Here is a 20,820-nt window from a genome sequence, read left to right as displayed (position 1 = left end):
ATAGTTCTTACTATACCGCGAATGATAATCATTATCAATTATTTTTTCAGTTCAGACAGGAGTGCGTGTAAATGGTGCGGTTAGCAACCGAGAACTTGCAAATTGCATATGGCGACCAGCTGATCGTCGATAATTTGTCCGTGACGATTCCCGACAGGAAAATCACGGCGATCATCGGTGCGAACGGCTGCGGGAAATCCACGTGCCTGAAAGGGATGACCCGTCTCATCCCCCGACAGTCCGGGGCCGTTCTATTGGACGGGCACGATATCAGCAGCCAGAAGACGAAAGCGCTTGCCCGCAAGATGGCCATCCTGCCCCAGACGCAGGAAGCGGCGAACGGACTGACTGCGGGCGAACTCGTCTCGTACGGCCGGTTCCCTTACCAGAACGGGCTCGGCCGGCTGACGAAAGCGGATTACGACCATATCAACTGGGCCATGGCGGTGACGAACACATCTGAGTTCAGGGACCGCCCGGTGGATGCCTTATCCGGAGGTCAGCGGCAGCGGGTGTGGATCGCCATGGCGCTCGCACAGGAGACGGACATCATCTTCCTCGACGAGCCGACAACCTATCTCGACATGGCGCATCAGCTGGAAGTGCTGGAACTGCTGGTCGAGCTGAACAAAGACCAGGGGCGGACGATCATCATGGTGCTCCACGACCTGAACCAGGCGGCACGGTTCGCCGACCACCTGATCGCCATGAAGGAAGGCCGTGTCGTCAAGGCTGGGACGGCCAAAGAAGTGATCGAGCCTGCCGTGCTCCGCGAAGTTTTCGGCATCGATGCCTTGATCGGCGAGGACCCGAGGAACGGCCGGCCGATGTGCATTACATACGATCTGCTAAAAGGAGAATAGGAAAATGAAAAAAACAGTTTTAGTACTCACATTGGCACTCATCGTCATGCTCAGTGCCTGCTCTTCAAAGAATGACAGCAAAAAAGAGGACGCCGGGCCGAAAGAGACGCAAAATGCCGACACGATCACTTATGAATCGGAAAACGGTCCTGTCGAAGTCCCGGCACAACCAAAACGGGTCGTCGTGCTGTCGACTTATGCAGGTCACGTCATGGCGCTCGGCACCCCGATCGTCGGCGTGGATTCCTGGTCGAAAGGCAACCCCCGGTTCAGTGAGAAGCTGAAAGATGCCGAGGAAGTGACCGATGCCGACCTGGAAAAGATCATCGAACTGGAACCCGATCTGATCATCGGCCTGTCTACGACGAACAACGTGGACAGACTTAAAGAGATCGCTCCAGTCGTGACGTACACGTACGGTAAACTGGATTATTTGACGCAGGCAGTCGAAATCGGCAAGCTGCTGAACAAAGAGGAAGAAGCCCAGAAATGGGTCGATGGCTTCAAGGAACGCGCAAAAGAGGCCGGAGAGCAGATCAAAGCGAAGATTGGCGAAGGCAAAACGGTATCCGTCATCGAAAACTTCGACAAGCAGCTGTATGTATACGGCGACAATTGGGGACGCGGCACCGAAATCCTCTATCAGGAGATGAAACTGCCGATGCCTGAAAAAGTGAAGGAGTCGGCACTGAAAGACGGGTATTTCGCATTGTCGTCAGAAGTGCTCCCCGATTACATGGGAGATTACGTTATTCTGAGCCGCAACAGCGCAGCCGATAATTCTTTCATGGAAACCGAGACGTTCAAAAACACACCTGCCGCGAAGAACGGACATGTGTACGAAGCGGAAGCGAGTGAATTCTTCTTCAACGATCCGCTGTCACTCGATTATCAGCTGGAATTCTTCAAAGACCATTTCCTAAAGTGAACGTGAACAAAGGAGGATTCCTTCATATTCTATGATGGAATCTTTTTTTCAGTAGAAAAGGAGTGCCCGATATGCGTGGAAACATTTTATCTTTTTCTTTGAAATTCATCATAGCGCTTGCTGTACTTGCCGTCTCCCTGGCAGCAGCGATGCTTTTTGGCGCGGCCCAAGTCTCGCCCGCTGATGTTCTTGGGGCACTGTCCGGCGATACCGGGAAAAACAGTCTGCTGCTGAGGGAACTCCGCTTCCCCCGTGAGTTGGCTGCGCTTTTCGTAGGAGCAGCACTGGCCGTTTCCGGAGCAGTCATGCAGGGCATGACGCGGAATCCGCTCGCTGATCCGGGACTCCTCGGACTGACAGCAGGTGCCAATGCGGCGCTTGCTGTCGCGTTCGCCGTGATGCCGGATATTACAACGGCCGGTATCATGATTGCATGTTTCCTCGGAGCAGCAGCCGGCGCAGGTATCGTATTCGGAATCGCTGCTGTGAAACGCGGCGGATTCTCCCCGTTTCGTCTCGTCCTGGCGGGCGCCGCCGTCTCCGCTTTCTTCTTCGCGGCTGCACAGGGCATCGGCCTGCTGTTCAATGTGTCGAAAGACATTTCCATGTGGACGGCAGGCGGCGTCATCGGCACGACCTGGGCCCAGCTCCGGATCATCGGGCCTGTTGTTCTAATCGCGATCGCCGTCAGTCTCTGCCTTGCCCGGCAGCTCACCCTGCTCAGTCTGAGCGATGAGGTGGCAGTCGGTCTCGGCCAAAACACCTTGCGCGTAAAGAGCGCATTGTTCGTGCTCATAATTATTCTGGCAGGCTCTGCCGTCGCTCTCGCCGGCAACCTGGCATTTGTCGGTCTGATGATTCCGCATATAACACGGGCTGTCGTCGGCACCGATTACCGGTTCGTCCTGCCGATGTCCGCTGTGGCGGGTGGGGCCTTCATGCTGCTTGCGGATACGGTCAGCCGGACGATGAATGCACCGTATGAAACCCCGCTAGCGGCGCTGGTGGCAGTCATCGGGCTGCCGTTCTTCCTGATCATCGTCCGAAAAGGGGGCCGTGCATTCACATGATCCAGACACATCTGCTGCGCAAACAGCGGCTGCTGCTTCTCATACTCAGCCTGCTGACACTCTTGACCGGTATTTTTGCGATCACTCTCGGCCCTGCTTCGATCGAGCCGTCTCGCATACTGCCTGCCTTGTTCGGCGGCGGCACGTTCAAGGAGGATTTCGTCCTCTTTTCCATCCGGCTGCCGCGCATCTTCATCACATTCCTCGCAGGTGCGGCACTTGCCCTGTCCGGCTCGATCCTGCAGGCGATCACGCGCAATGATCTGGCGGATCCGGGAATCATCGGTGTCAATACAGGGGCCGGCACAGCCATTGCCGTCTTCTTCCTCTTCGTGCCGGCGGAAGCGGGAGCGTTCGTCTACATACTGCCGATTGTCGGATTCCTCGGGGCCATCCTCACAGCGGTGTTCATCTATTTTTCGGCCTATGACCGGAAGACAGGCCTGCAGCCGATCCGCCTGGTTCTGACGGGCGTCGGCTTTTCCCTGGCGCTGTCAGGTGTGATGATCGTTCTCACATCCTCGGCCAGTCCCGACAAAGTGGAATTCATTACAAAATGGCTTGCCGGTAATATTTGGGGATCGGACTGGACGTTCGTTCTGGCACTCGCCCCCTGGCTGCTTGTGCTCGTTCCGTTTACGCTCTACAAAGCGAACCGGCTGAATGTGCTCGGCCTGAGTGAGCCCGTCGCGATCGGGATCGGTGTTTCCGTTGAAAAGGAACGCGCTGTCCTGCTGCTGTCGGCAGTAGCGCTTGCTGCGTCGGCGGTTTCCGTCACAGGAGGGATTGCTTTCGTCGGACTGATGGCGCCGCATATTGCGAAGTCGCTCATCGGTCCCCGCAGCCAGCTGTACCTGCCCATCGCCGTGCTGCTCGGCGGCTGGCTCCTGCTGTTTGCAGACACGATCGGCCGGAATGTGATATCTGCCGGAATGGTCCCCGCCGGACTGGTCGTTTCCCTGATCGGCGCACCTTACTTCATCTACCTGCTTCTGCGGAAATAAAAAAGGTGCCTCTTTTGCAGAGAGGCACCTTTTTTGGAGTGTCGTTTAGCGGAGTTTAGTAGCGCCGCCGTCGACCATGATCGTTTGTCCTGTGATATAGGAAGCATCTTCGCTTCCGAGGAACACGGCAACGCGGCCGATGTCCTCTTCCAATTCGCCGAGTCGGCGCATTGGAATGTTGTTAAGCATTTTTTCATACGCTTCCGGCTGGTCTTTTTTCCATTGCTGGATACCAGGGGAATTTGCAATCGGTGAAATGAGGTTGACGTTGATGCCGAATTGGCCCCATTCGTTCGCTGCTACGCGTGTGACCGCACGGATCGCTTCTTTAGCAACTGCATACGTCGACTGCATGACGTCGCCGTTGATGCCTGCGCCGGACGAGAAGTTGATGATCGCGCCTTTCGACTCCTTCAAGTACGGAAGAGCTGCCTGCATGAGGTAGAACGTCGGATAGAATCCTGTGTTGAAAGAGAAGTCCAGATCATCTTGCGTCACGTTCTCGATCAGCACCTGACGGGAAGCGTGTGCGTTGTTGATGAGGATGTCGAGTCTGCCGTAAGTGTCGATCACTTTCGTGATGATGTCTTTCAGCTTGTCCCGCTGTGTCAGGTCCGCCTGGATGAACAGGCTGTCAGGCTGGATGGCCTGCAGTTCCTTCTCCATCGCCCTGCCTGTCTCTTCGTTCAGGTCGACGATGACGACTTTCGCCCCTTCTTTCACATAGGCTTTCGCCATTCCGCTGCCGATTCCGCCGGCGCCTCCAGTGATGATTGCTACTTTGCCATCTAGTTTGCCCATGAAATCACTCCTTTACGATGGATTTAGTTTAACACTTAACGAATAGATTCAGAAACTAATCTGCTCAAGCGGATACGAAGTGTTCTGACGACCAGTCATATCTCATGCTCTGGAGGTGCCTTTGTAACTCCAGGTCGTCACCTTGAAATACCCGGTGGATATTTGGTAAGCTTGATAGGTTAAAACTTTGCGAAAAAGTGACAGACTAAACAGGAAGGGGTTGTATGTGCCGTAAAACGAGGAGGAATCGAATGAATACCAATACAGAGAAGACCAACGTAACTAACGAAGTACTGACCCCAACGACGGGGGACTACTCACTGGACCGCGTTCCCCGCAGTGAACGGAACAAAAGCTGGCTGAGTATCACCAACATCGCTTTCGGTATCGCCACTGCGATCTTCTATTTTCAGATGGGGAGCGTCATGGCCCTGTCCTACGGAGCGGCAAATGCCATGATTTCATCGGCATACGCCATAATAGTAGCTGGTATTTTAGGGACCGTCATCGCCTACTTGTCGGCCAAGACAGGTATGAATGTCAATCTCCTGTCGCGCGGCGGAGGATTCGGCTATATCGGTGCCTCACTGACGTCGTTGATCTACGCATCGAATTTCATCATGTACTGTGCATTTGAAGGACTGATCCTGGTTTCCGCAGTCCACCACTTTTTCCCTTCCCTCCCAAAATGGATTTTCATCATCATCTTCGGATCAATCGTCATCCCCTTGAATTGGTTCGGAATTGAACAGCTCGACAAGCTTCAGAAATGGTCCATGCCGATCTTCATCGTGTTCCTGATTGCGGCGATCGTCATCTCGTTCTTGAAGCCGGCGGTCTATACAGGGCCTGTATTCTCTTACTTCCCTGAAGGCGTGACACTCGGCGGCACGGCACTGCTCATGTGCATCGGCATGCATCACGGCATCATGGGGCTGACCGCCCTGCTCGCCTCGGATTATGCGCGATTCCTGAAGCCCCAGGACATCAAGCTCGGATCTGTCATGATCGGCTTCGTCCCTCAGATTTTCTGTTTCGGGGTGATGGGAGGTCTCGGCATCTGGTTCGGCGTCCGTTTCATGGAGCCGGATCCCGGTGTCTATATCGTGCTGTTGCTCGGTATCGGCGGCGCCCTGTTCACTATGCTCACGCAGCTGCGCATCAACGTCACGAATATTTACAGCAGTTCGCTGTCCCTGTCGAATTTCTTCGAAAACGTTGTCCGTTTCAAGCCCGGCCGCCGATTCTGGGTCGTCGTGTCCGGCATTTCCGCCATGGCACTTATGCTCGGCGGTATCGTCGACCACTTGAATAAACTCATGACCTTCCAGGGGGTATTCCTTCTGTCCTGGGCAGCCGTTCTCGTCACGGATGCACTGGTCTTGAAGAAAGTGATGAAGATCGGGCCGGATTATTATGTAGCCCGCCAGGAGTACTTATATGGCTGGAATCATGTCGGGGTCGTTTCCCTGGTAGCAGCCAGCCTGCTCGGCACGCTGGCTGCACTCGGTTATATGGGATTGTTCCTGCAGTCGACCGCTGCGTTCTTCGCATCTTTGCTGGCAGCTGTCCTGACAATTATCCTGGCCTATTTCACCAAAGGAAAATATTATTTATCGAGCGAGCCGGCCAACATCCATGAGCTTGACCGCTTATCCTGATTATGCACCGACCGCCTGTGAAGTTTCTGTGTTTTTCGCAATGGAGGGAGAGGCTGCGCGTGCATCCTCTCCCTCTCTTTTGTTTTTTTGCTTTTTCCAGTTGTTCTTGCTATAGTTAATACCCGTTAAAACCAAAACGAATATTACAGGGGGAATCATGAGAAAAATATCAAACGTATTCTATATTGCGATCGGACTGATCGTACTGGCAGTTGTCTACGGTGTGCTCGCGCCGGACAGCTTTGCCGAACGGACCGGCCATATCAAGAATCTCGTAGCGTCCGGCTTCGGTTGGTACTACCTGATGCTGCTGTCTGTCCTTGTCCTGCTGTGTGTCTTCCTGATCTTCAGCCCATTCGGCAAGATCCGGCTCGGGAAAGACACGGACAAACCTGAGTTCTCCACGATTTCCTGGATCGCCATGCTGTTTTCGGCAGGGATGGGAATCGGCCTCGTTTTCTATGGCGCAGCGGAACCGTTGTCCCATTATGCTGTACAGTCCCCTACGGGTGAACTGAATACAGCCGCCGCCTATAAAGACGCATTGCGCCAGTCTTTTTTCCACTGGGGCATTCACGTTTGGGCAATGTACGGGTTCATTGCGCTGACATTGGCATTCTTCCAATTCCGCAAAGGGGAGCCTGGGTTAATTTCTTCAACATTAAAGCCGATCTTTGGTGACAAGATGAATGGTCCCTGGGGCACTCTTGTCGATGTGCTAGCTGTTTTCGCAACAGCCTTCGGGGTTGCGACTTCACTCGGCTTTGGCGCTGTCCAAATTAACGCCGGACTGAATTATCTCTTCGGCGTGACGATCAGTACGCAATCGCAGTTTTTCATCATTCTGGCGGTCACCGTACTGTTCATCATGTCTGCGTGGAGCGGACTCAGCAAAGGGATCAAGTATTTGTCGAACCTCAATCTGGTGTTGGCACTGGCACTGCTCGTGCTGGTTGTCATTCTCGGACCGACCCTTCTGATCTTCAATATGTATTCGGATGCGATCGGCGGTTATTTGACCAATTTCATCAGAATGAGTTTCAGCACATCACCGCTGAATGCGGAAAACCGACAGTGGCTCGATGACTGGACGATCTTCTACTGGGCTTGGTGGATTTCCTGGGCGCCGTTCGTCAGTATGTTCATCGCCCGGGTGTCCAGGGGACGTACGATCCGTGAATTCATCGTCGGAGTCATGCTTGCGCCGACCATCCTCTCGACATTCTGGTTCACGACCTTCGGCACGACGGCCATCGAAATCCAGCGGGCCGGCGTGACGAATCTTGCCGATAAGGCGTCTGAGCTGGTCATTTTTGAAATGTTCAACACGATGCCGTGGGGTGTGTTCATCTCGATCGTGGCGATCCTCCTGATTGCTTCGTTCTTCATCACTTCCGCCGATTCGGCAACGTTCGTTCTCGGTATGCAGTCAAGTTATGGCTCCCTGATCCCGCCGAACAGCATCAAGATGATCTGGGGTGTGATCCAGTCGGCCATCGCACTCATCCTGCTGTCGGTGAACGGCCTGAATGCACTGCAGAATACGATCATCATAGCAGCACTGCCGTTTTCGTTCATCGTCCTGCTGATGATCTTTTCACTCATGAAGGGCCTGAACGCAGAAATGGCGCTCATCCGAGCGAAGGCGAGAAGGAAATAGAGCTGACGCCCGCCATCTGTCCTCCCGGATGTCCTGTATGGACATCCGGGAGGTTTTTTGGAGCTCAGTAGAAGATTCCGATTATCGTCAGTGCAGCTACAATCCAGAACCCTCCTATAGCCAGCGAGTCTGACGAGATGATCGGTTTCTTCTGAAGCAGGTCAATGGCGTGGAGATCTTTCTTCAACTCGCTGATTTCCTCTTCCATCTCTTTCACTTGTACACGCAGCATCCGTACTTCTTCTGATACCGTGCTGGGCAGCTGCCCGTTATCGCTCGTCTGCAAACTATTTTCATGCATGTGCGCCACCCCCTGTTCTAGCTTTAGTCAGTAATAGTATATCAAAGATTCCGACATTTTGACACGTACGCTTCCGATCCGTCCCTATATTCCAGACGTATTATATGGTACACTCACAGCAAAGAACAGTCGTATTGGATGGAAAGCTCCCTAAGTAGAGGTGTTGCTCGTGAAAAAGGATGAGGAATTCGATGAATCAGTAAGGACCGGCGATACAGGAAGTATGGATTACTGCGGCCATTTGCAGCAAAATGAGGAGGATTCCGCCTCTGCGGAGCGGGAACTGACACCTGAAGAGATTGAGGAGGAGAACTTCCGGCTGATGGTGCTCGAAGCGCAGCGGGAGGCACTGGAACAGGAAGAAGCGGAACGGCATTCCCCGACGGCAAAGAAGCGGAAGGTCCCCCGCTTTGCGATCTGGCTCATGGCAGCGGTGCTGCTGTTCCAGCCGATCGCCTTCCTGTTCGACATCTACTCACTGCCGGCGATCGACTTCCTGAAGACTTCCGCCGCCCTGTCCAAACAGCCGGACATTGCTAAATGGAAGAAATCGGTCGCCGTCATTCTGACAGAAGACGGGAAAGGGACTGGATTTTTAGTGGGTGATGATGGGAAGGTCATCACCAATCATCATGTCATCGAGGGAAGTTCCGGAATCACGGTCTCCTTTGATAAGGAAGGCCGCTTCCCTGCATCTGTGGTGGCGGAAGACGCAGTCAACGACCTGGCAGTCCTGCAGCTCGAAGGCATGCCGGACGTGGAGCCCCTTCCGCTTGCATCCTCCCCTGATTATGTGCCTGACAGCCCGGTCCGGTTTATCGGCAATCCGCTCAATTTCTATGGTATTGCAAACGAAGGCCACTTGATCGGCGAGACGGAGTGGGCGGGACGGACAGAGCCAATCATTCTGCTGGACGCCCCTGTCTACAGAGGCAACAGCGGCAGTCCGGTGTTCCAGGACGGTGAAGTGATCGGCGTGATCTTTGCCGTGACCGAATTGGAGCAATACGGCAAGGTCGGCATGTTCATCCGAGCGGAAGAGGCTGTGCACTTGCTTGAAACAAGTAAATAACCCGGAACTCCGCTGGTGATCACGGGAGTTCCGGGTTATTTTCACTTGTCGCGCTTATCCTCTGTTTCGCCTGCCTTGTCGGCCTTTTTGAAGTCGCTCGCGTATTCAACTTCCTGAGCCTTTTTCATATCATTGTTCTTGTCCGTCAACGTTTCGTGCGGCGGTTTCTTTTCTGTCATGGTGCACCCTCCTTTTATTCGCTGTCCAGCAAGTTTTCCCTGATGGCGGAGGGTTAAACGTTTTTCTTCACTGTCCGTTGAATTTCGGCTCCAGACGCTCCATGAATTCCTCGAGCGCGCTGTAGCCCTGCTGCTTCAGATACCAGTTGTTCGCGGCAGCCTCGATCAGACCGGCGACATCGCGGCCGGGCTGGAGCTGGATCTGGATATACGGAACCGGAACACCCATGTACTCACTGAATTTTTCATCCAGCTCGAGTTCATTGTTCAGAGAATTGTCTTTCCACTCCGTCAGCTCGATATCGAGGGCGATCCTCGTTTCCTCCTGGAAAGCGGCCCGGCCGTACAGGCGCACGACATTCATGAGCCCGATGCTCCTGAGTGCAAGGAATTCCTTGTTCGTTTCGTTGTGCGTGCCGAGCAGCGTCTGCGGACTGAGCCTCCGCAGGACGACGATGTCATCCGCGACGAGCCGGTGTCCCCTTCCGATCAGCGTGTGGGCTGTTTCACTCTTGCCGACACCCGACTTCCCTCTCAGCAGGATCCCGATCCCGGATACATTGACGATGACGCCGTGGATCGCGATTTCCTCTGCCATGGAACTGATGACGTACGCATCGAGCTTGGCGCTCGCCACGCTCATGGAATCGGGGGTCCGCAGAACGGGGATGCGGTTTTCCGTGCAATAGGTCTGCAGGCCGAACGGCTGATCCTGCTGGGACGTGATCAGGATGCACGGCGGATCGTATGTCACCAGATTGGCGATCCGCCGCTTGCACTCTTCGTCCGTCAGCGTATGCAAGTAATTGACTTCGTTCTTACCGAGTATCTGGATATGCCCTCTTGCGATGAACTCGAAATCGTCCATGAATTCAAGGCCCGGCCGGCGGACTTTCGTCTTGGTCAGCGGACGCATTAGCTGATCTGCACCCGACAGCACTTCGAAGGAAAAGGCCTGTACGATATCCTGCACTGTTAATTGTTTCATGAAGAACACCTTTCTTCGTGCATTTGCTGACTACAGTGTAGCACAGATGCAGCCGCCATGCAGTCGTCTTCTTCAATACGAAGCCGCCCCGAAACGACGGCAGGCAGCGCGCGCATCAGTCGGCAGCGAGCCACTCCGATACGGCGGCTTCCGCTTCCCTGCCCTTCTCACTGTGCAATAGATTCGTCGACATGCCGGAGACCACCGCGCGCCGCGGCGTTCCCGAGAGCAGTTCGGTTTTGATCATCTCTGCGCTGACCCGCTCCTCCTCGGTCGAACCGGTGTCCTCCTGCACCTCATCGAGAAGTCCGATCAGGGTTTCGGACGGCAGACTGTCCCCGTCCGGGACGCAATGGAATTCAATTAGCTCCCGTGTCGACAGGAATGGCGTGCCGACAGCTGCAGTGAGCGCATCCATCGCCTGGCGGATGAACGCCGGCAGCCTCGTATGATCCAGCTCCCCTTTGTTGAACACGATAAGTTCGATATAGCCTTTCAGAATGCCGTTCAGCATCGTGATGAGGTCCGGCATGCGGTCCCTGTATCCTTCTCCGTACAGATCGATGAGCAGGCGTTCCTGCATCCGGTACATCTTCCTCCTGAGATTCTCAAGCATTACACGCAGCGAGTCGCTCATCGGGTTGGCCTGTTCCCGGATCAATGTCAGGATGAATGGTGAATAGTGTTCCAGCTCTTCGAAGTAGACGGACAGCGATTGCTCGAAACGTTCACCACTCGTCAGGTCCTTTGCGAACATCCCTTCCGCCCGCTCGACGATCCTCTCGCTGAAATACGAGATGATCCCGCCCAGCAGGCTTTCCTTCGATTTGAAGGAAAGATAGAAAGATCCTTTCGAGATCCCGCAGGAGTCCGTGATCTGCTGGATCGACGTTGCATCATATCCATTCACCGCAAATAGTTCAGCAGCATTCTTGATGATCAGTTCTTTTTTTGCATTCAATATGTTCCACTCTCCTGGTGAATCCTGATGGCCGATCGTTGACTATGACTGACCGGTCAGTTACTATTACAAAGTATTATAGCAGATTGGTAAAAAATACGCGATGGAGGTAATTATGAACGCGATCATCAACTTTGTCATGAAAAACAAACTGGCTGTCTGGCTTTTGACCATCATCATCACAGTGGCCGGCGTTTATTCGGGAACACGCATGAAACTGGAGACTATTCCGGACATCACGGTTCCGATCGTCAGTGTCACGACAATCTATCCTGGCGCGACACCCCAGCAGGTGGATGATGAACTCGCCGCCCCGCTGGAACTTGCAGTGAGGAACCTGAAAGGGGTCAAGGCGGTCAGCTCGACTTCCTACCAGAACGCCTCGTCCCTCCAGATCGAGTACTCGTTCGGCACGGATATGAAATCGGCCGAAGAGGATGTCAAGGAAGCGCTGAATTCGTTCAAGCTCCCTGAAAATGCCCAGGATCCGTCAGTCGGAAGGATCAGCATCAACGCATTCCCGATCCTCGGACTGAGTGTCTCGGAAGATGATACTTCACTGGAAGAACTGACGGACCACGTCGAAAAGGAACTCGTCCCTGCGTTGGAAGGTATCGACGGTGTCTCGGAAGTGGCGGTCACCGGTCAGCAAGTGGAAGAGGTCCAGCTGACATTCCTGCCGGAGAAACTGAAAAAATATAACTTGGAGCAGGATACCGTCAAACAGCTCATCCAGGCTACTGACATGAAAATGCCGCTCGGCCTGCTGGAATTCGGCAAAGAGGAACAATCGGTCGTCGTCGACGGGAAGCTGACGACATTCGAAGAACTGAAGAACCTGGAAATCCCGGTCATGCCGCAAGCGCCGGCTGGAGCCGCCGGTGACATGCCTTCGGATATGGCAGGCAGTGCCCCGCAGGCCGGCCAGGCAATGCCCGGTCAGCTGCAGGCATCTCTGCCCACGGTGACACTCGGAGAAATCGCAACTGTCGAAACTGTCAAAGAGGCGGAATCGATTTCCAGGACGAACGGGAAAGAAGCGATCTCCCTGCAAGTGACGAAATCACAGGACGCAAATACGGTCACTGTGGCGAATGCCGTGAAAGATAAATTGGATGAATACAAGAAAGAGAACAAAGGTGTCTCCGTTTCGACGACACTTGACCAAGGGGAGCCGATTGAACAGTCAGTCGAAACGATGCTGAGCAAAGCGATCTTCGGTGCGCTGTTCGCAGTCGTCATCATCCTGCTCTTCCTGCGCAACTTCAAGTCGACGCTCATTTCGATCATCTCGATTCCGCTCTCCCTGCTCATTGCAGTGCTGCTGCTGAATCAGATGGATATCACACTGAATATCATGACACTCGGCGCGATGACCGTGGCGATCGGCCGGGTCATCGACGATTCGATCGTCGTCGTCGAAAACATCTACCGGCGTATGCATCTGCCGGACGAACAGCTGCAGGGCCGCGAACTCATACGGGAAGCGACCAAACAGATGATCAGACCGATCCTGTCGTCCACACTCGTGACAATCGCCGTATTCGTTCCGCTCGGCTTGGTAAGCGGCGTTGTCGGGGAGCTGTTCCTGCCATTCGCGCTCACTGTCGTCTTCGCCCTGCTCGCTTCCCTGCTCGTTGCGGTGACGATCGTACCGATGATGGCCCATTCGCTGTTCCGCAAAGAACTTTATGGGAAAACGAAAGCGAAAAAAGAGCATCATGGAAAACTCGCAATCTCCTACCGCCGGCTGCTGGAATGGACGCTGAACCACAAACTCATCACAGCGCTCATCTCCCTTGCCCTGCTTGCAGGCAGCCTGTTCCTCATCCCGAAAGTCGGTGTCAGCTTCCTGCCTGACGAAGAGCAGAAGACGATGTACCTGACGTACACACCTGCGCCGGGCGAACCGTTGGAGACGGTCGATGAAAATGCGAAAAAAGCGGAAGACCTGCTCATGGACCGGAAGCATGTGGAAACAGTCCAGGTTTCCGTCGGCGGAGAAAATCCGATGTCACCGGGTGCGACGAATGGCGGTCTGCTGTTCGTGACATTCGATGACGATACACCGGAGTTCTCGAAAGTGAAGGACGACACATTGGCCGACCTGCAGAAGCTGCCGTCCGACGGCGAATGGAAGTCACAGGACTTCTCCGCCAGCGGATCCAGCAACCAGATCAGCTACGGTATCTACGGCAACAACCTGGAAGACTTGCAGAAGGCTGCTGAACAGGCGGAGGAAATCCTCTCGGCGAACAGCCAGCTGAAAGAACCGAAAACGAGTCTGTCCCGTACGTACAAAGAATATACGCTCGAAGCGGATCCCGAAAAGCTCACCCAAGCCGGACTGACGACTGCGCAAATCGGCGGCGTGCTCTATCCGGATACACGGAAAGATGTTCTGACGAAACTCGATGACGATGGCAAATCGATCGACGTGATCGTCCACAAGGACACGAAACAGCTTGACACGATCGACGACTTGCTGAAGCAGACCGTCCCCTCCCCTCTCGGCACGGAGATTCCTGTTTCGGAACTCGTGACTGTGAAGGAAGGGACGACTTCAGATACGGTTTCCCGGAAAGACGGCAAACTGTATGCGAGCGTCACAGCGGACATTACATCGAAAGACGTCGGCAGCGTATCGGCCGATGTCCAGAAAAAGATCGACAAACTCGACCTGGCACCTGGTGTCCAAGTGAAGTCTGCCGGAGTGACGGAAGACATCACGGAAGCCTTCACGCAATTAGGGCTTGCAATGCTCGCGGCTGTTGCGATCGTCTACCTGATCCTCGTCATCACGTTCGGCGGCGGACTGGCACCGCTGGCCATCCTGTTCTCGCTGCCGTTCACGGTCATCGGGGCACTGGTCGGTCTCCTCATTGCCGGTGAGACGATCAGTGTATCCGCTATGATCGGACTTCTCATGCTGATCGGTATCGTCGTCACGAACGCCATCGTGCTCATCGACCGTGTCATTCATCAGGAACAGGCTGGCGCTTCAACGCGCGACGCCTTGCTGGAAGCAGGCGCAACCCGTCTCCGTCCGATTCTGATGACTGCCCTGGCAACAATCGGAGCCCTCATTCCCCTCGCAATCGGAGCGGAAGGCAGCGGCCTGATTTCAAAAGGGCTCGGCGTGACAGTGATCGGCGGACTCGTCAGCTCAACCTTGCTGACATTGGTCTTCGTACCGATCGTCTATGAGTTCCTCGGAAAGTTCCGGAGAAAAAAGACGCGTACTGATTACTGAGAATAGGTGAAAGCCCGCAGATCCGTCCAAGGATCTGCGGGCTTTCTTTCTGTTATTCCATTTTCTTGAGAAAAAAACGGCGGCCGAGCCGTTCGGTCATCCGCGGAGCGACAGCATGCAGTTTGCTCGTCACCGCCATTATGCGAGGAAGATCCACCTCACGGACGGGTTTCCGGACAGCCGAGACTGCGGCGTCTGCCACTTCAACGGGCGTCAGCAAGTGGCGGCCGACGGATTGACGATAGTTTCCCGTATCGTCTGCACTGTCAAGGAATGCAGTATCGATCGGCCCTGGGTTGATGACTGTTACATCGATGCCGGACGACCTGACTTCCATGCGCAGTGCGTTGGTATAACCGATCAGTGCGTGTTTCGTAGCGGCATAGACGGCCGCTTTCGGCGTGGCCACTTTGCCGGCCTGCGATCCGATATAGATAAAATGACCGTGTCCCCTCGCAAGCCACCCGGGCAGGAGCCGCTTGGTGATCGCGATCGGACTGATCACATTGAGCGCGAACATCCTTTCCGTCTCGGCATCGGCCGTGTCTTGGGAGAGTGCGAAGACGCCGGTGCCGGCGGAAAAGATGACGACATCGGGACTACGGATGTCTTCGAGCAGGCGGTCGGGTGCCCCGTCTTCCAGCAGATCCGTCCTGTACACGGCTGCTCCTGCCGCTTCAAGTTCCGCAAGCGACTCCGCATTACGCCCGGTCACCTGCACGTCATATCCCTCGCCGAGCAGACGGAGAGCGGTCTCATAGCCGACTCCTCCGGTCGCTCCGGTGATCAGTATGTTCTTACGTCTGCTCATACCGCTCAATCCCTTCCGGATCAGTCGTGCGGGTGATGAGGCCGGATGCCTGTAGGTAATCCATCTGGCCGAGTGTCTCCGATAAGGTCAGACCGAGTTCCCTGCGGTAGGCTGACGGGAACAGACGGACGGTCAGCTCGAAGACGGATTTCGGTCCGTCGGCGAGCATTCCATATACTTTCATCGCACGGTCGTGCTGCTTGCCGAGCCGCTGCCGGATGAGTTCGTGGGCATCCGTCACCGGGTTCCCATGTCCGCTGTAGACCGTGCCTACAGGCAGCTCCAGCAGCCGCTTCAGCGAGCGGTTGTACTGCAGGAGGGTTTCCGGTCTGTCTGCCGTCCGGTCGAGCGGCGGCTCGACGATGGGGTTCGACGACACTTTTTCAAGCAGCAGGTCCCCGCCGATAAGCACCTGCTCGTCCGCGTTCCAGAACGACAAGTGGCTCTGTGCATGGCCGAGTGTTTCAAGGGCCGTCCAGCCGGGAAGTCCGGGAAGCTCGTCCCCTTCCCCGAGGATCCGGTCGAGCGGCCGCTCCGCCATCAGCTCTGCAGCGCGCTTCATTTTTTTCACGCTGCCGAGGAATTCGCCGGGCACGCCCTGTTGCTTGAATTGATCGAGATAAAATCGGTCATGGTAGTCAAAGAATTCCGGATTGCGCGTAAGCCACAGATTATTATACACATGCCCGCTGACCTCGGCGTTCAAAAAGCCGTCTGCCCAGCCGCTGTGGTCAGGATGGTGATGGGTGAGGATGACCTGCTCGATATCCTCCATTCGGATGCCGAGCTCCTTGAGGCCGTGAACCAGGGCAGCGTGTGCTTCTTTTGTGCGCGGACCTGCGTCGATCAGAGTAAGGGCATCGCCTTTCACGAGAAAGGCATTTACATCCCCGACGGCGTAGGGTGTCGGTATTGTCAATTGCTGTATCATTCTTGTTTCCCCCAATACTGAATCACTGTTCAGTCCATTGTACAGTCTTTTTGCCCCTGCGTCATGCGCAGCTGACCGAAACACGGTTGACTTATTTTCTGTTTCGCCTAAACTGTTAGAAAACAGTACCTCAGAAGAAAGAAGGCGGAGTGATGAAAAACATTGCATTCATAGGCGCGGGTTCCATGGCGGAAGCCATCATTTCAGGCATCTGCCGGAACCATACCGCAGATCCGGCAGATGTATCGGTCTTGAACAAATCGGATGATGAACGGCTCGTCTTCCTCGGCGATGCGTACGGCGTCGCCACCACCGGATCTGCCCGGGAGAAACTGAAGGAGGCGGAACTGATCGTCCTCGCCGTCAAACCGAAAGATGCAGTGACCGCCATGGCGGAAATCGCTCCATTTGTGCCGCCGCATGCCGCGGTCCTGTCCGTTATTGCCGGGATTCCGATTTCTGCCATTGAAGCGGGGCTCGGCTGCCGCGCTGTCGCAAGGTCGATGCCGAACACATCGGCAGCCATCGGGCGGTCGGCAACCGGTGTCGCCTGGAATGACCATGTGACCGATGAACAGAAAACGGCCATCCGCTCGCTGCTCGCGTCGATCGGTACGGTTGCCGAAGTGACAGAAGACGAGCTGCATGCCGTCACAGCGCTGTCCGGAAGCGGCCCTGCCTACATCTACTATCTGGCCGAGGCGCTCGAAGACGCCGCCCGTGCAGCCGGGCTCGGTCAGGCGACCGCACGGGACCTCATCATCCAGACGATCGAAGGCGCCGGGGCCATGCTCCGCAGCAGCGGGGCGGAACCGGCGGATCTAAGGATGGATGTCACGAGTCCCGGCGGTACGACGGAAGCGGGTATACAGGGTCTCCGCGAAGGCGGGTTCCAGGAAGCGGTGTCGCGCTGCATCCGGCAGGCGGAACAGCGGTCCAGGGAGCTCGGTGCCGTGCCGGCAGTGCCGCCAAGACTCCGGTGAAGGCAGGCTGTTCGAAGTTTGCTATAGTGGAAGCATCCGAAAGAAAGGTGTGATCCACAAATGGCAATGTTATTCGAACCGTATACGATCCGGAACCTGACACTGAAGAACCGGATCGCCATGGCGCCGATGTGCATGTATTCCTGCCTCGAAGAAGACGGCATGGCAGGAGACTGGCACCGTGTCCATTATGCATCACGGGCTGTCGGTCAAGCCGGATTGATCATCCTGGAGGCGACCGCTGTCCAGCCGCAGGGACGGATCAGTCCGCAAGACCTCGGCATCTGGGGTGATGATCATATCGAAGGACTAAGAAGCATCACCTCACTCATCCATCAGCACGGCGCTGCAGCCGGCATCCAGCTTGCGCATGCAGGCCGCAAATCCGAGGTCGAGGGCCCGATCCAGGCGCCGAGTGCGATTGCGTTCAGCAATGACTATCAGACACCCGTCGAAATGAGCCGGGAGGAGATCCGGGAAACTGTCCTTGCCTTTGTCGAGGCAAGCAAACGGGCGGACAAAGCAGGCTTCGATCTGCTGGAAATCCATGCCGCACACGGGTACCTCATCAACGAATTCCTTTCCCCGCTGTCCAACCGGCGGACGGACGAGTACGGCGGTTCCGCGGAGAATCGCTATCGTTTCCTGAGGGAGATCATCGACGGAGTCCGTGCTATCTGGCAAGGTCCGCTGTTCGTTCGGATCTCTGCTGAAGACTATTCCGAAGGCGGCATGACTGCGGAACTGTACACGGAGATGGCTGTCTGGATGAAGGAACAGGGGGTTGACCTGGTGGACGTCAGCTCAGGCGCCCTCGTACCGGCTCCGATCCATCCGTATCCAGGCTATCAGGTGCCTTTCGCTGAAACGATCCGGCAAGGGGCCGCCATCCAGACCGGCGCTGTAGGGCTCATCACAAACGGGATGCAGGCGGAAGAGATCCTGCAGAACAAGCGGGCCGATCTGATCCTCCTCGGCCGGGAACTGCTGAGAGACCCCTATTGGCCATACCGTGCCGCCCGTGAACTGCATACGGAGATCGACCCGCCTGTCCAGTATTCACGCGGCTGGACATACAAGTGAGTTTCCATATGTGAACAGGAAAGAGCGCAGCACCCTCCATGGGCGCTGCGCTCTTTTCCTCCGGCGTATGTCAGCTTTTCTTGAACGCCGTCTCTTTCACTTCACCGTCCTGCAGTGTATATTGCGAAAAATCGTTAGCGACGAACACATTCGGGAAGACTGCCTGTCCTTCTTCCTTGAACGCCTGCAGATCCCCCGGCATGAACCGGGAACTGATATGGGTGGCGATCAGCGCTTTTGCGTCCGCATCTCGTGCCACCGCTGCGGCCTGCCTGATCGTCGAATGGCCGAAATCGCTGGCCAGCTGTCCGGTCTCTTCGTCGAACGTCGCTTCGTGGACAACGATATCCGCCCGTTCCGCCAATCGGCGGGAAGCGGTACAGTCGCTCGTATCGCCGAGGATGGCAATCGTGAAACCATCTTTCGGCTCACCGATGACAGAGGCGCTCCTGACGACTTTCCCATCATCCAGCGTGACATCACGGCCGTTTTTCAACTGCTGGAGCAGCGGACCTTTCGGGACACCCGCTTCCAGCGCCTTATCGATGAGCAATGTACCGGGCCGCGGCTTCTGTTCGATACGGAACCCGTAACTCGGTACTACGTGTGCGAGCAACGCTGCGGTCACGGTGAAATCATCGTCCTCGAACAGCAGGCCATCTTCATGGAATTCATGATACCGCACGTCATACATAAGATGCGTCCTCGTCAGTCGAAGTGTCGTGCGGATCCACTCCTCTATGCCTGGCGGTCCGTAAATATCGAGCGGATCGTCACCGCCGAGAAAGGACCGTGATCCGATGAAACCCGGTATACCGAACAGATGATCCCCGTGCAGATGCGTGATGAACAGCTTGTTCACCTTTCGCGGTTTCAATGTCGTATGGAGCATCTGGTGCTGGGTCGCTTCCCCGCAATCGAACATCCAGTAGCCCCGTTCTTCGGCCGACAGGTTCAGCACGATGGATGTCGTATTCCTCAGTTTCGACGGCATGCCCGCACCGGTTCCAAGAAATTGAAGTTCCATGTACTCATCCTCCTCCTTCCCCTACGAGCTGCTTCCTTTTTGGATCGTTCCTTCGCCGAACTGTTCATTCATATGCGAGACGAGCCGTTCCATCTCGACTTCTTTGCTGTGGCGTTCGAAAGTATCGAACGACAGCTGTTCGTGGATCTCCTCCACGGGTATCACATTCGACACCGTAATGCCGAGCAGGCGGATCGGCTCCCCGTCCCAATGCTGGCGGAACAGCCGGGCCGAATCCCGGAAAATATCCTCTTTGCGGTAAATCGGATTGAGCAGGGTCGTGCTGCGAGTCTGGTTGCGCCAGGCAGCGGTCCGGATTTGGATCGACAGCGATGTGCCTGCCAGATTCTTGGTTCCGAGCCTGTTCTCGACCTTGGCGGCAAGCTGACCGAAAACAGCGATGCAAGCGTCGAGTTCCGTCTCATCGACCGGAAGCGTCGTGGAACTGCCGACACTTTTCCGGTCTTCCGCCGCTTCCGGATCGACAGGCCGGTGATCGTTCCCTTTGGCACGCTCCTTCAGACGGACACCGCGTTTGCCGAGTGCCTGCTTGACTGTGTAGTCATCCGCAGCTGCCAGTTCCCCGATCGTCCGGATATGCACGTCCTCCAGTTTGACGGCACTGCTTTTGCCGACACCGTGCATATCGAGCACAGGCAGCGGCCATAACTTTTCAGCGAGCTCCCGCTTGCGGAGAATCGTGATGCCCATCGGTTTCTTCATGTCGGACGCGGTCTTCGCCAGGAACTTATTCGGTGCAATGCCAATGGAACACGGAAGATCCAGCTCGCGGAGGATCCGCTGCTGCATGTCCTCGGCAATCCCGACAGCATCCGTCAGGCCTCCGATGTCCGTGATATCGATGTACGCTTCGTCAATGGAGACAGGCTCCACCAGATCTGTATAGGTCCTCAGGATGGCGAACACGGCCCGGGAAGCCTCCCGGTATTTCTCGCCGTCCGGCGGCACAAGTACGAGTTCCGGACAGAGACGCTTCGCCTCGCCGACCGTCATCGTCGTATACACGCCGAATGCCCGGGCTTCGTACGAGCAGGTGACGAGGATGCCCCGCCGCGCTTTCGGGTTGCCTGCCACCGCAAGAGCTAGCCCTTTCAGTTCAGGGTTGTGCGCCTGCTCCACGGAAGCGAAGAAACAGTTCATATCCAAATGCAGGATCACCCGGGCCGCCGTCTGTCCTCTCTGCTCCATCTCTCCGCCTCCTTCATGAAAAGGCCAGGCAGCAC

The 20,820-nt window shown here is 55.6% G+C and carries 19 protein-coding genes; 10 read left to right on the top strand and 9 right to left on the bottom strand.

What is annotated here, in order from left to right; genetic code table 11:
- Window positions 1–71: 71 nt before the first annotated feature.
- From NFU03_RS03290 to NFU03_RS03275, 4 genes are all read left to right on the top strand, one after another.
- Window positions 72–863: an ABC transporter ATP-binding protein gene (locus NFU03_RS03290; RefSeq protein WP_251636064.1), complete on the top strand. Its 792-nt coding sequence runs from the start codon at window positions 72–74 to the stop codon at window positions 861–863.
- A 4-nt stretch (window positions 864–867) separates the two neighbouring features.
- Entirely contained in the window at window positions 868–1,791 is a 924-nt protein-coding gene (locus tag NFU03_RS03285; RefSeq protein ID WP_251636062.1) for an iron-hydroxamate ABC transporter substrate-binding protein, read from the top strand.
- A 71-nt stretch (window positions 1,792–1,862) separates the two neighbouring features.
- Entirely contained in the window at window positions 1,863–2,861 is a 999-nt protein-coding gene (locus NFU03_RS03280; protein ID WP_251636060.1) for a FecCD family ABC transporter permease, read from the top strand.
- Window positions 2,858–3,865, top strand: coding sequence for a FecCD family ABC transporter permease (locus tag NFU03_RS03275; RefSeq protein ID WP_251636058.1), 1,008 nt, complete (start codon window positions 2,858–2,860; stop codon window positions 3,863–3,865). The genes NFU03_RS03280 and NFU03_RS03275 overlap by 4 nt, the downstream gene beginning before the upstream one ends.
- Window positions 3,866–3,910: 45 nt before the next feature.
- Here NFU03_RS03275 and NFU03_RS03270 read toward each other — a convergent pair whose 3' ends face one another.
- The gene (locus NFU03_RS03270) at window positions 3,911–4,666 is read right to left on the bottom strand and encodes an SDR family NAD(P)-dependent oxidoreductase (protein ID WP_251636056.1); all 756 of its coding nucleotides are present in this window, start codon (window positions 4,664–4,666) and stop codon (window positions 3,911–3,913) included.
- A gap of 251 nt (window positions 4,667–4,917) precedes the next feature.
- Between NFU03_RS03270 and NFU03_RS03265 the strand changes: the two genes are divergently transcribed.
- Window positions 4,918–6,327 (top strand): purine-cytosine permease family protein, encoded by a 1,410-nt coding sequence (locus tag NFU03_RS03265; protein ID WP_251636054.1) that lies wholly within the window; start codon window positions 4,918–4,920, stop codon window positions 6,325–6,327.
- A gap of 157 nt (window positions 6,328–6,484) precedes the next feature.
- Window positions 6,485–7,987: a glycine betaine uptake BCCT transporter gene (locus NFU03_RS03260; RefSeq protein ID WP_251636052.1), complete on the top strand. Its 1,503-nt coding sequence runs from the start codon at window positions 6,485–6,487 to the stop codon at window positions 7,985–7,987.
- A gap of 64 nt (window positions 7,988–8,051) precedes the next feature.
- On the opposite strand, the gene NFU03_RS03255 is transcribed toward NFU03_RS03260, so the two are convergent.
- Window positions 8,052–8,288, bottom strand: a complete 237-nt coding sequence (locus tag NFU03_RS03255; RefSeq protein ID WP_251636050.1) for a hypothetical protein — start codon at window positions 8,286–8,288, stop codon at window positions 8,052–8,054.
- 169 nt (window positions 8,289–8,457) lie between these two features.
- Between NFU03_RS03255 and NFU03_RS03250 the strand changes: the two genes are divergently transcribed.
- Entirely contained in the window at window positions 8,458–9,360 is a 903-nt protein-coding gene (locus tag NFU03_RS03250; RefSeq protein WP_251636048.1) for a S1 family peptidase, read from the top strand.
- A gap of 41 nt (window positions 9,361–9,401) precedes the next feature.
- Here NFU03_RS03250 and NFU03_RS03245 read toward each other — a convergent pair whose 3' ends face one another.
- The 3 genes from NFU03_RS03245 to NFU03_RS03235 form a co-directional block, all read right to left on the bottom strand.
- Entirely contained in the window at window positions 9,402–9,539 is a 138-nt protein-coding gene (locus NFU03_RS03245; protein ID WP_251636047.1) for a YfhE family protein, read from the bottom strand.
- A 67-nt stretch (window positions 9,540–9,606) separates the two neighbouring features.
- Window positions 9,607–10,527 carry an HPr(Ser) kinase/phosphatase gene (gene hprK, locus NFU03_RS03240; RefSeq protein ID WP_251636046.1) on the bottom strand — a complete coding sequence of 307 codons (921 nt, stop codon included), beginning with the start codon at window positions 10,525–10,527 and terminating at the stop codon, window positions 9,607–9,609.
- A 115-nt stretch (window positions 10,528–10,642) separates the two neighbouring features.
- Window positions 10,643–11,488, bottom strand: a complete 846-nt coding sequence (locus tag NFU03_RS03235; protein WP_251636045.1) for a TetR/AcrR family transcriptional regulator — start codon at window positions 11,486–11,488, stop codon at window positions 10,643–10,645.
- Window positions 11,489–11,603: 115 nt separating this feature from the next.
- On the opposite strand from NFU03_RS03235, the gene NFU03_RS03230 reads away from it, so the two are divergent.
- On the top strand, window positions 11,604–14,741 hold the full coding sequence (locus tag NFU03_RS03230; protein WP_251636044.1) for an efflux RND transporter permease subunit: 3,138 nt from the start codon (window positions 11,604–11,606) through the stop codon (window positions 14,739–14,741).
- 52 nt (window positions 14,742–14,793) lie between these two features.
- Here the strand turns inward: NFU03_RS03230 and NFU03_RS03225 are convergent, their stop codons facing one another.
- Together NFU03_RS03225 and NFU03_RS03220 are read right to left on the bottom strand one after the other, a co-directional pair.
- Window positions 14,794–15,552 carry an SDR family NAD(P)-dependent oxidoreductase gene (locus NFU03_RS03225; protein WP_251636043.1) on the bottom strand — a complete coding sequence of 253 codons (759 nt, stop codon included), beginning with the start codon at window positions 15,550–15,552 and terminating at the stop codon, window positions 14,794–14,796.
- Window positions 15,539–16,483 (bottom strand): MBL fold metallo-hydrolase, encoded by a 945-nt coding sequence (locus tag NFU03_RS03220; RefSeq protein WP_251636042.1) that lies wholly within the window; start codon window positions 16,481–16,483, stop codon window positions 15,539–15,541. The genes NFU03_RS03225 and NFU03_RS03220 overlap by 14 nt, the downstream gene beginning before the upstream one ends.
- 152 nt (window positions 16,484–16,635) lie before the next feature.
- Here NFU03_RS03220 and proC point away from each other — a divergent pair, with 152 nt between their 5' ends.
- Both proC and namA read left to right on the top strand, forming a co-directional pair.
- Entirely contained in the window at window positions 16,636–17,466 is an 831-nt protein-coding gene (proC, locus tag NFU03_RS03215) for a pyrroline-5-carboxylate reductase (protein ID WP_251636041.1), read from the top strand.
- 60 nt (window positions 17,467–17,526) lie between these two features.
- Complete coding sequence (gene namA / locus NFU03_RS03210; protein WP_251636040.1) at window positions 17,527–18,549, top strand: NADPH dehydrogenase NamA; 1,023 nt, start codon at window positions 17,527–17,529, stop codon at window positions 18,547–18,549.
- A 70-nt stretch (window positions 18,550–18,619) separates the two neighbouring features.
- Here namA and rnz read toward each other — a convergent pair whose 3' ends face one another.
- Together rnz and NFU03_RS03200 are read right to left on the bottom strand one after the other, a co-directional pair.
- The gene (gene rnz, locus NFU03_RS03205) at window positions 18,620–19,576 is read right to left on the bottom strand and encodes a ribonuclease Z (protein ID WP_251636039.1); all 957 of its coding nucleotides are present in this window, start codon (window positions 19,574–19,576) and stop codon (window positions 18,620–18,622) included.
- Window positions 19,577–19,597: 21 nt separating this feature from the next.
- Complete coding sequence (locus NFU03_RS03200; RefSeq protein WP_251636038.1) at window positions 19,598–20,785, bottom strand: DNA polymerase IV; 1,188 nt, start codon at window positions 20,783–20,785, stop codon at window positions 19,598–19,600.
- Between the last annotated feature and the right edge of the window lie 35 nt (window positions 20,786–20,820).

It is taken from the genome of Sporosarcina sp. NCCP-2716 (assembly GCF_023707985.1).
In the GTDB taxonomy this organism is placed as follows: Bacteria; Bacillota; Bacilli; order Bacillales_A; family Planococcaceae; genus Sporosarcina.
This window is presented reverse-complemented; position numbering and strand designations above follow the sequence as displayed.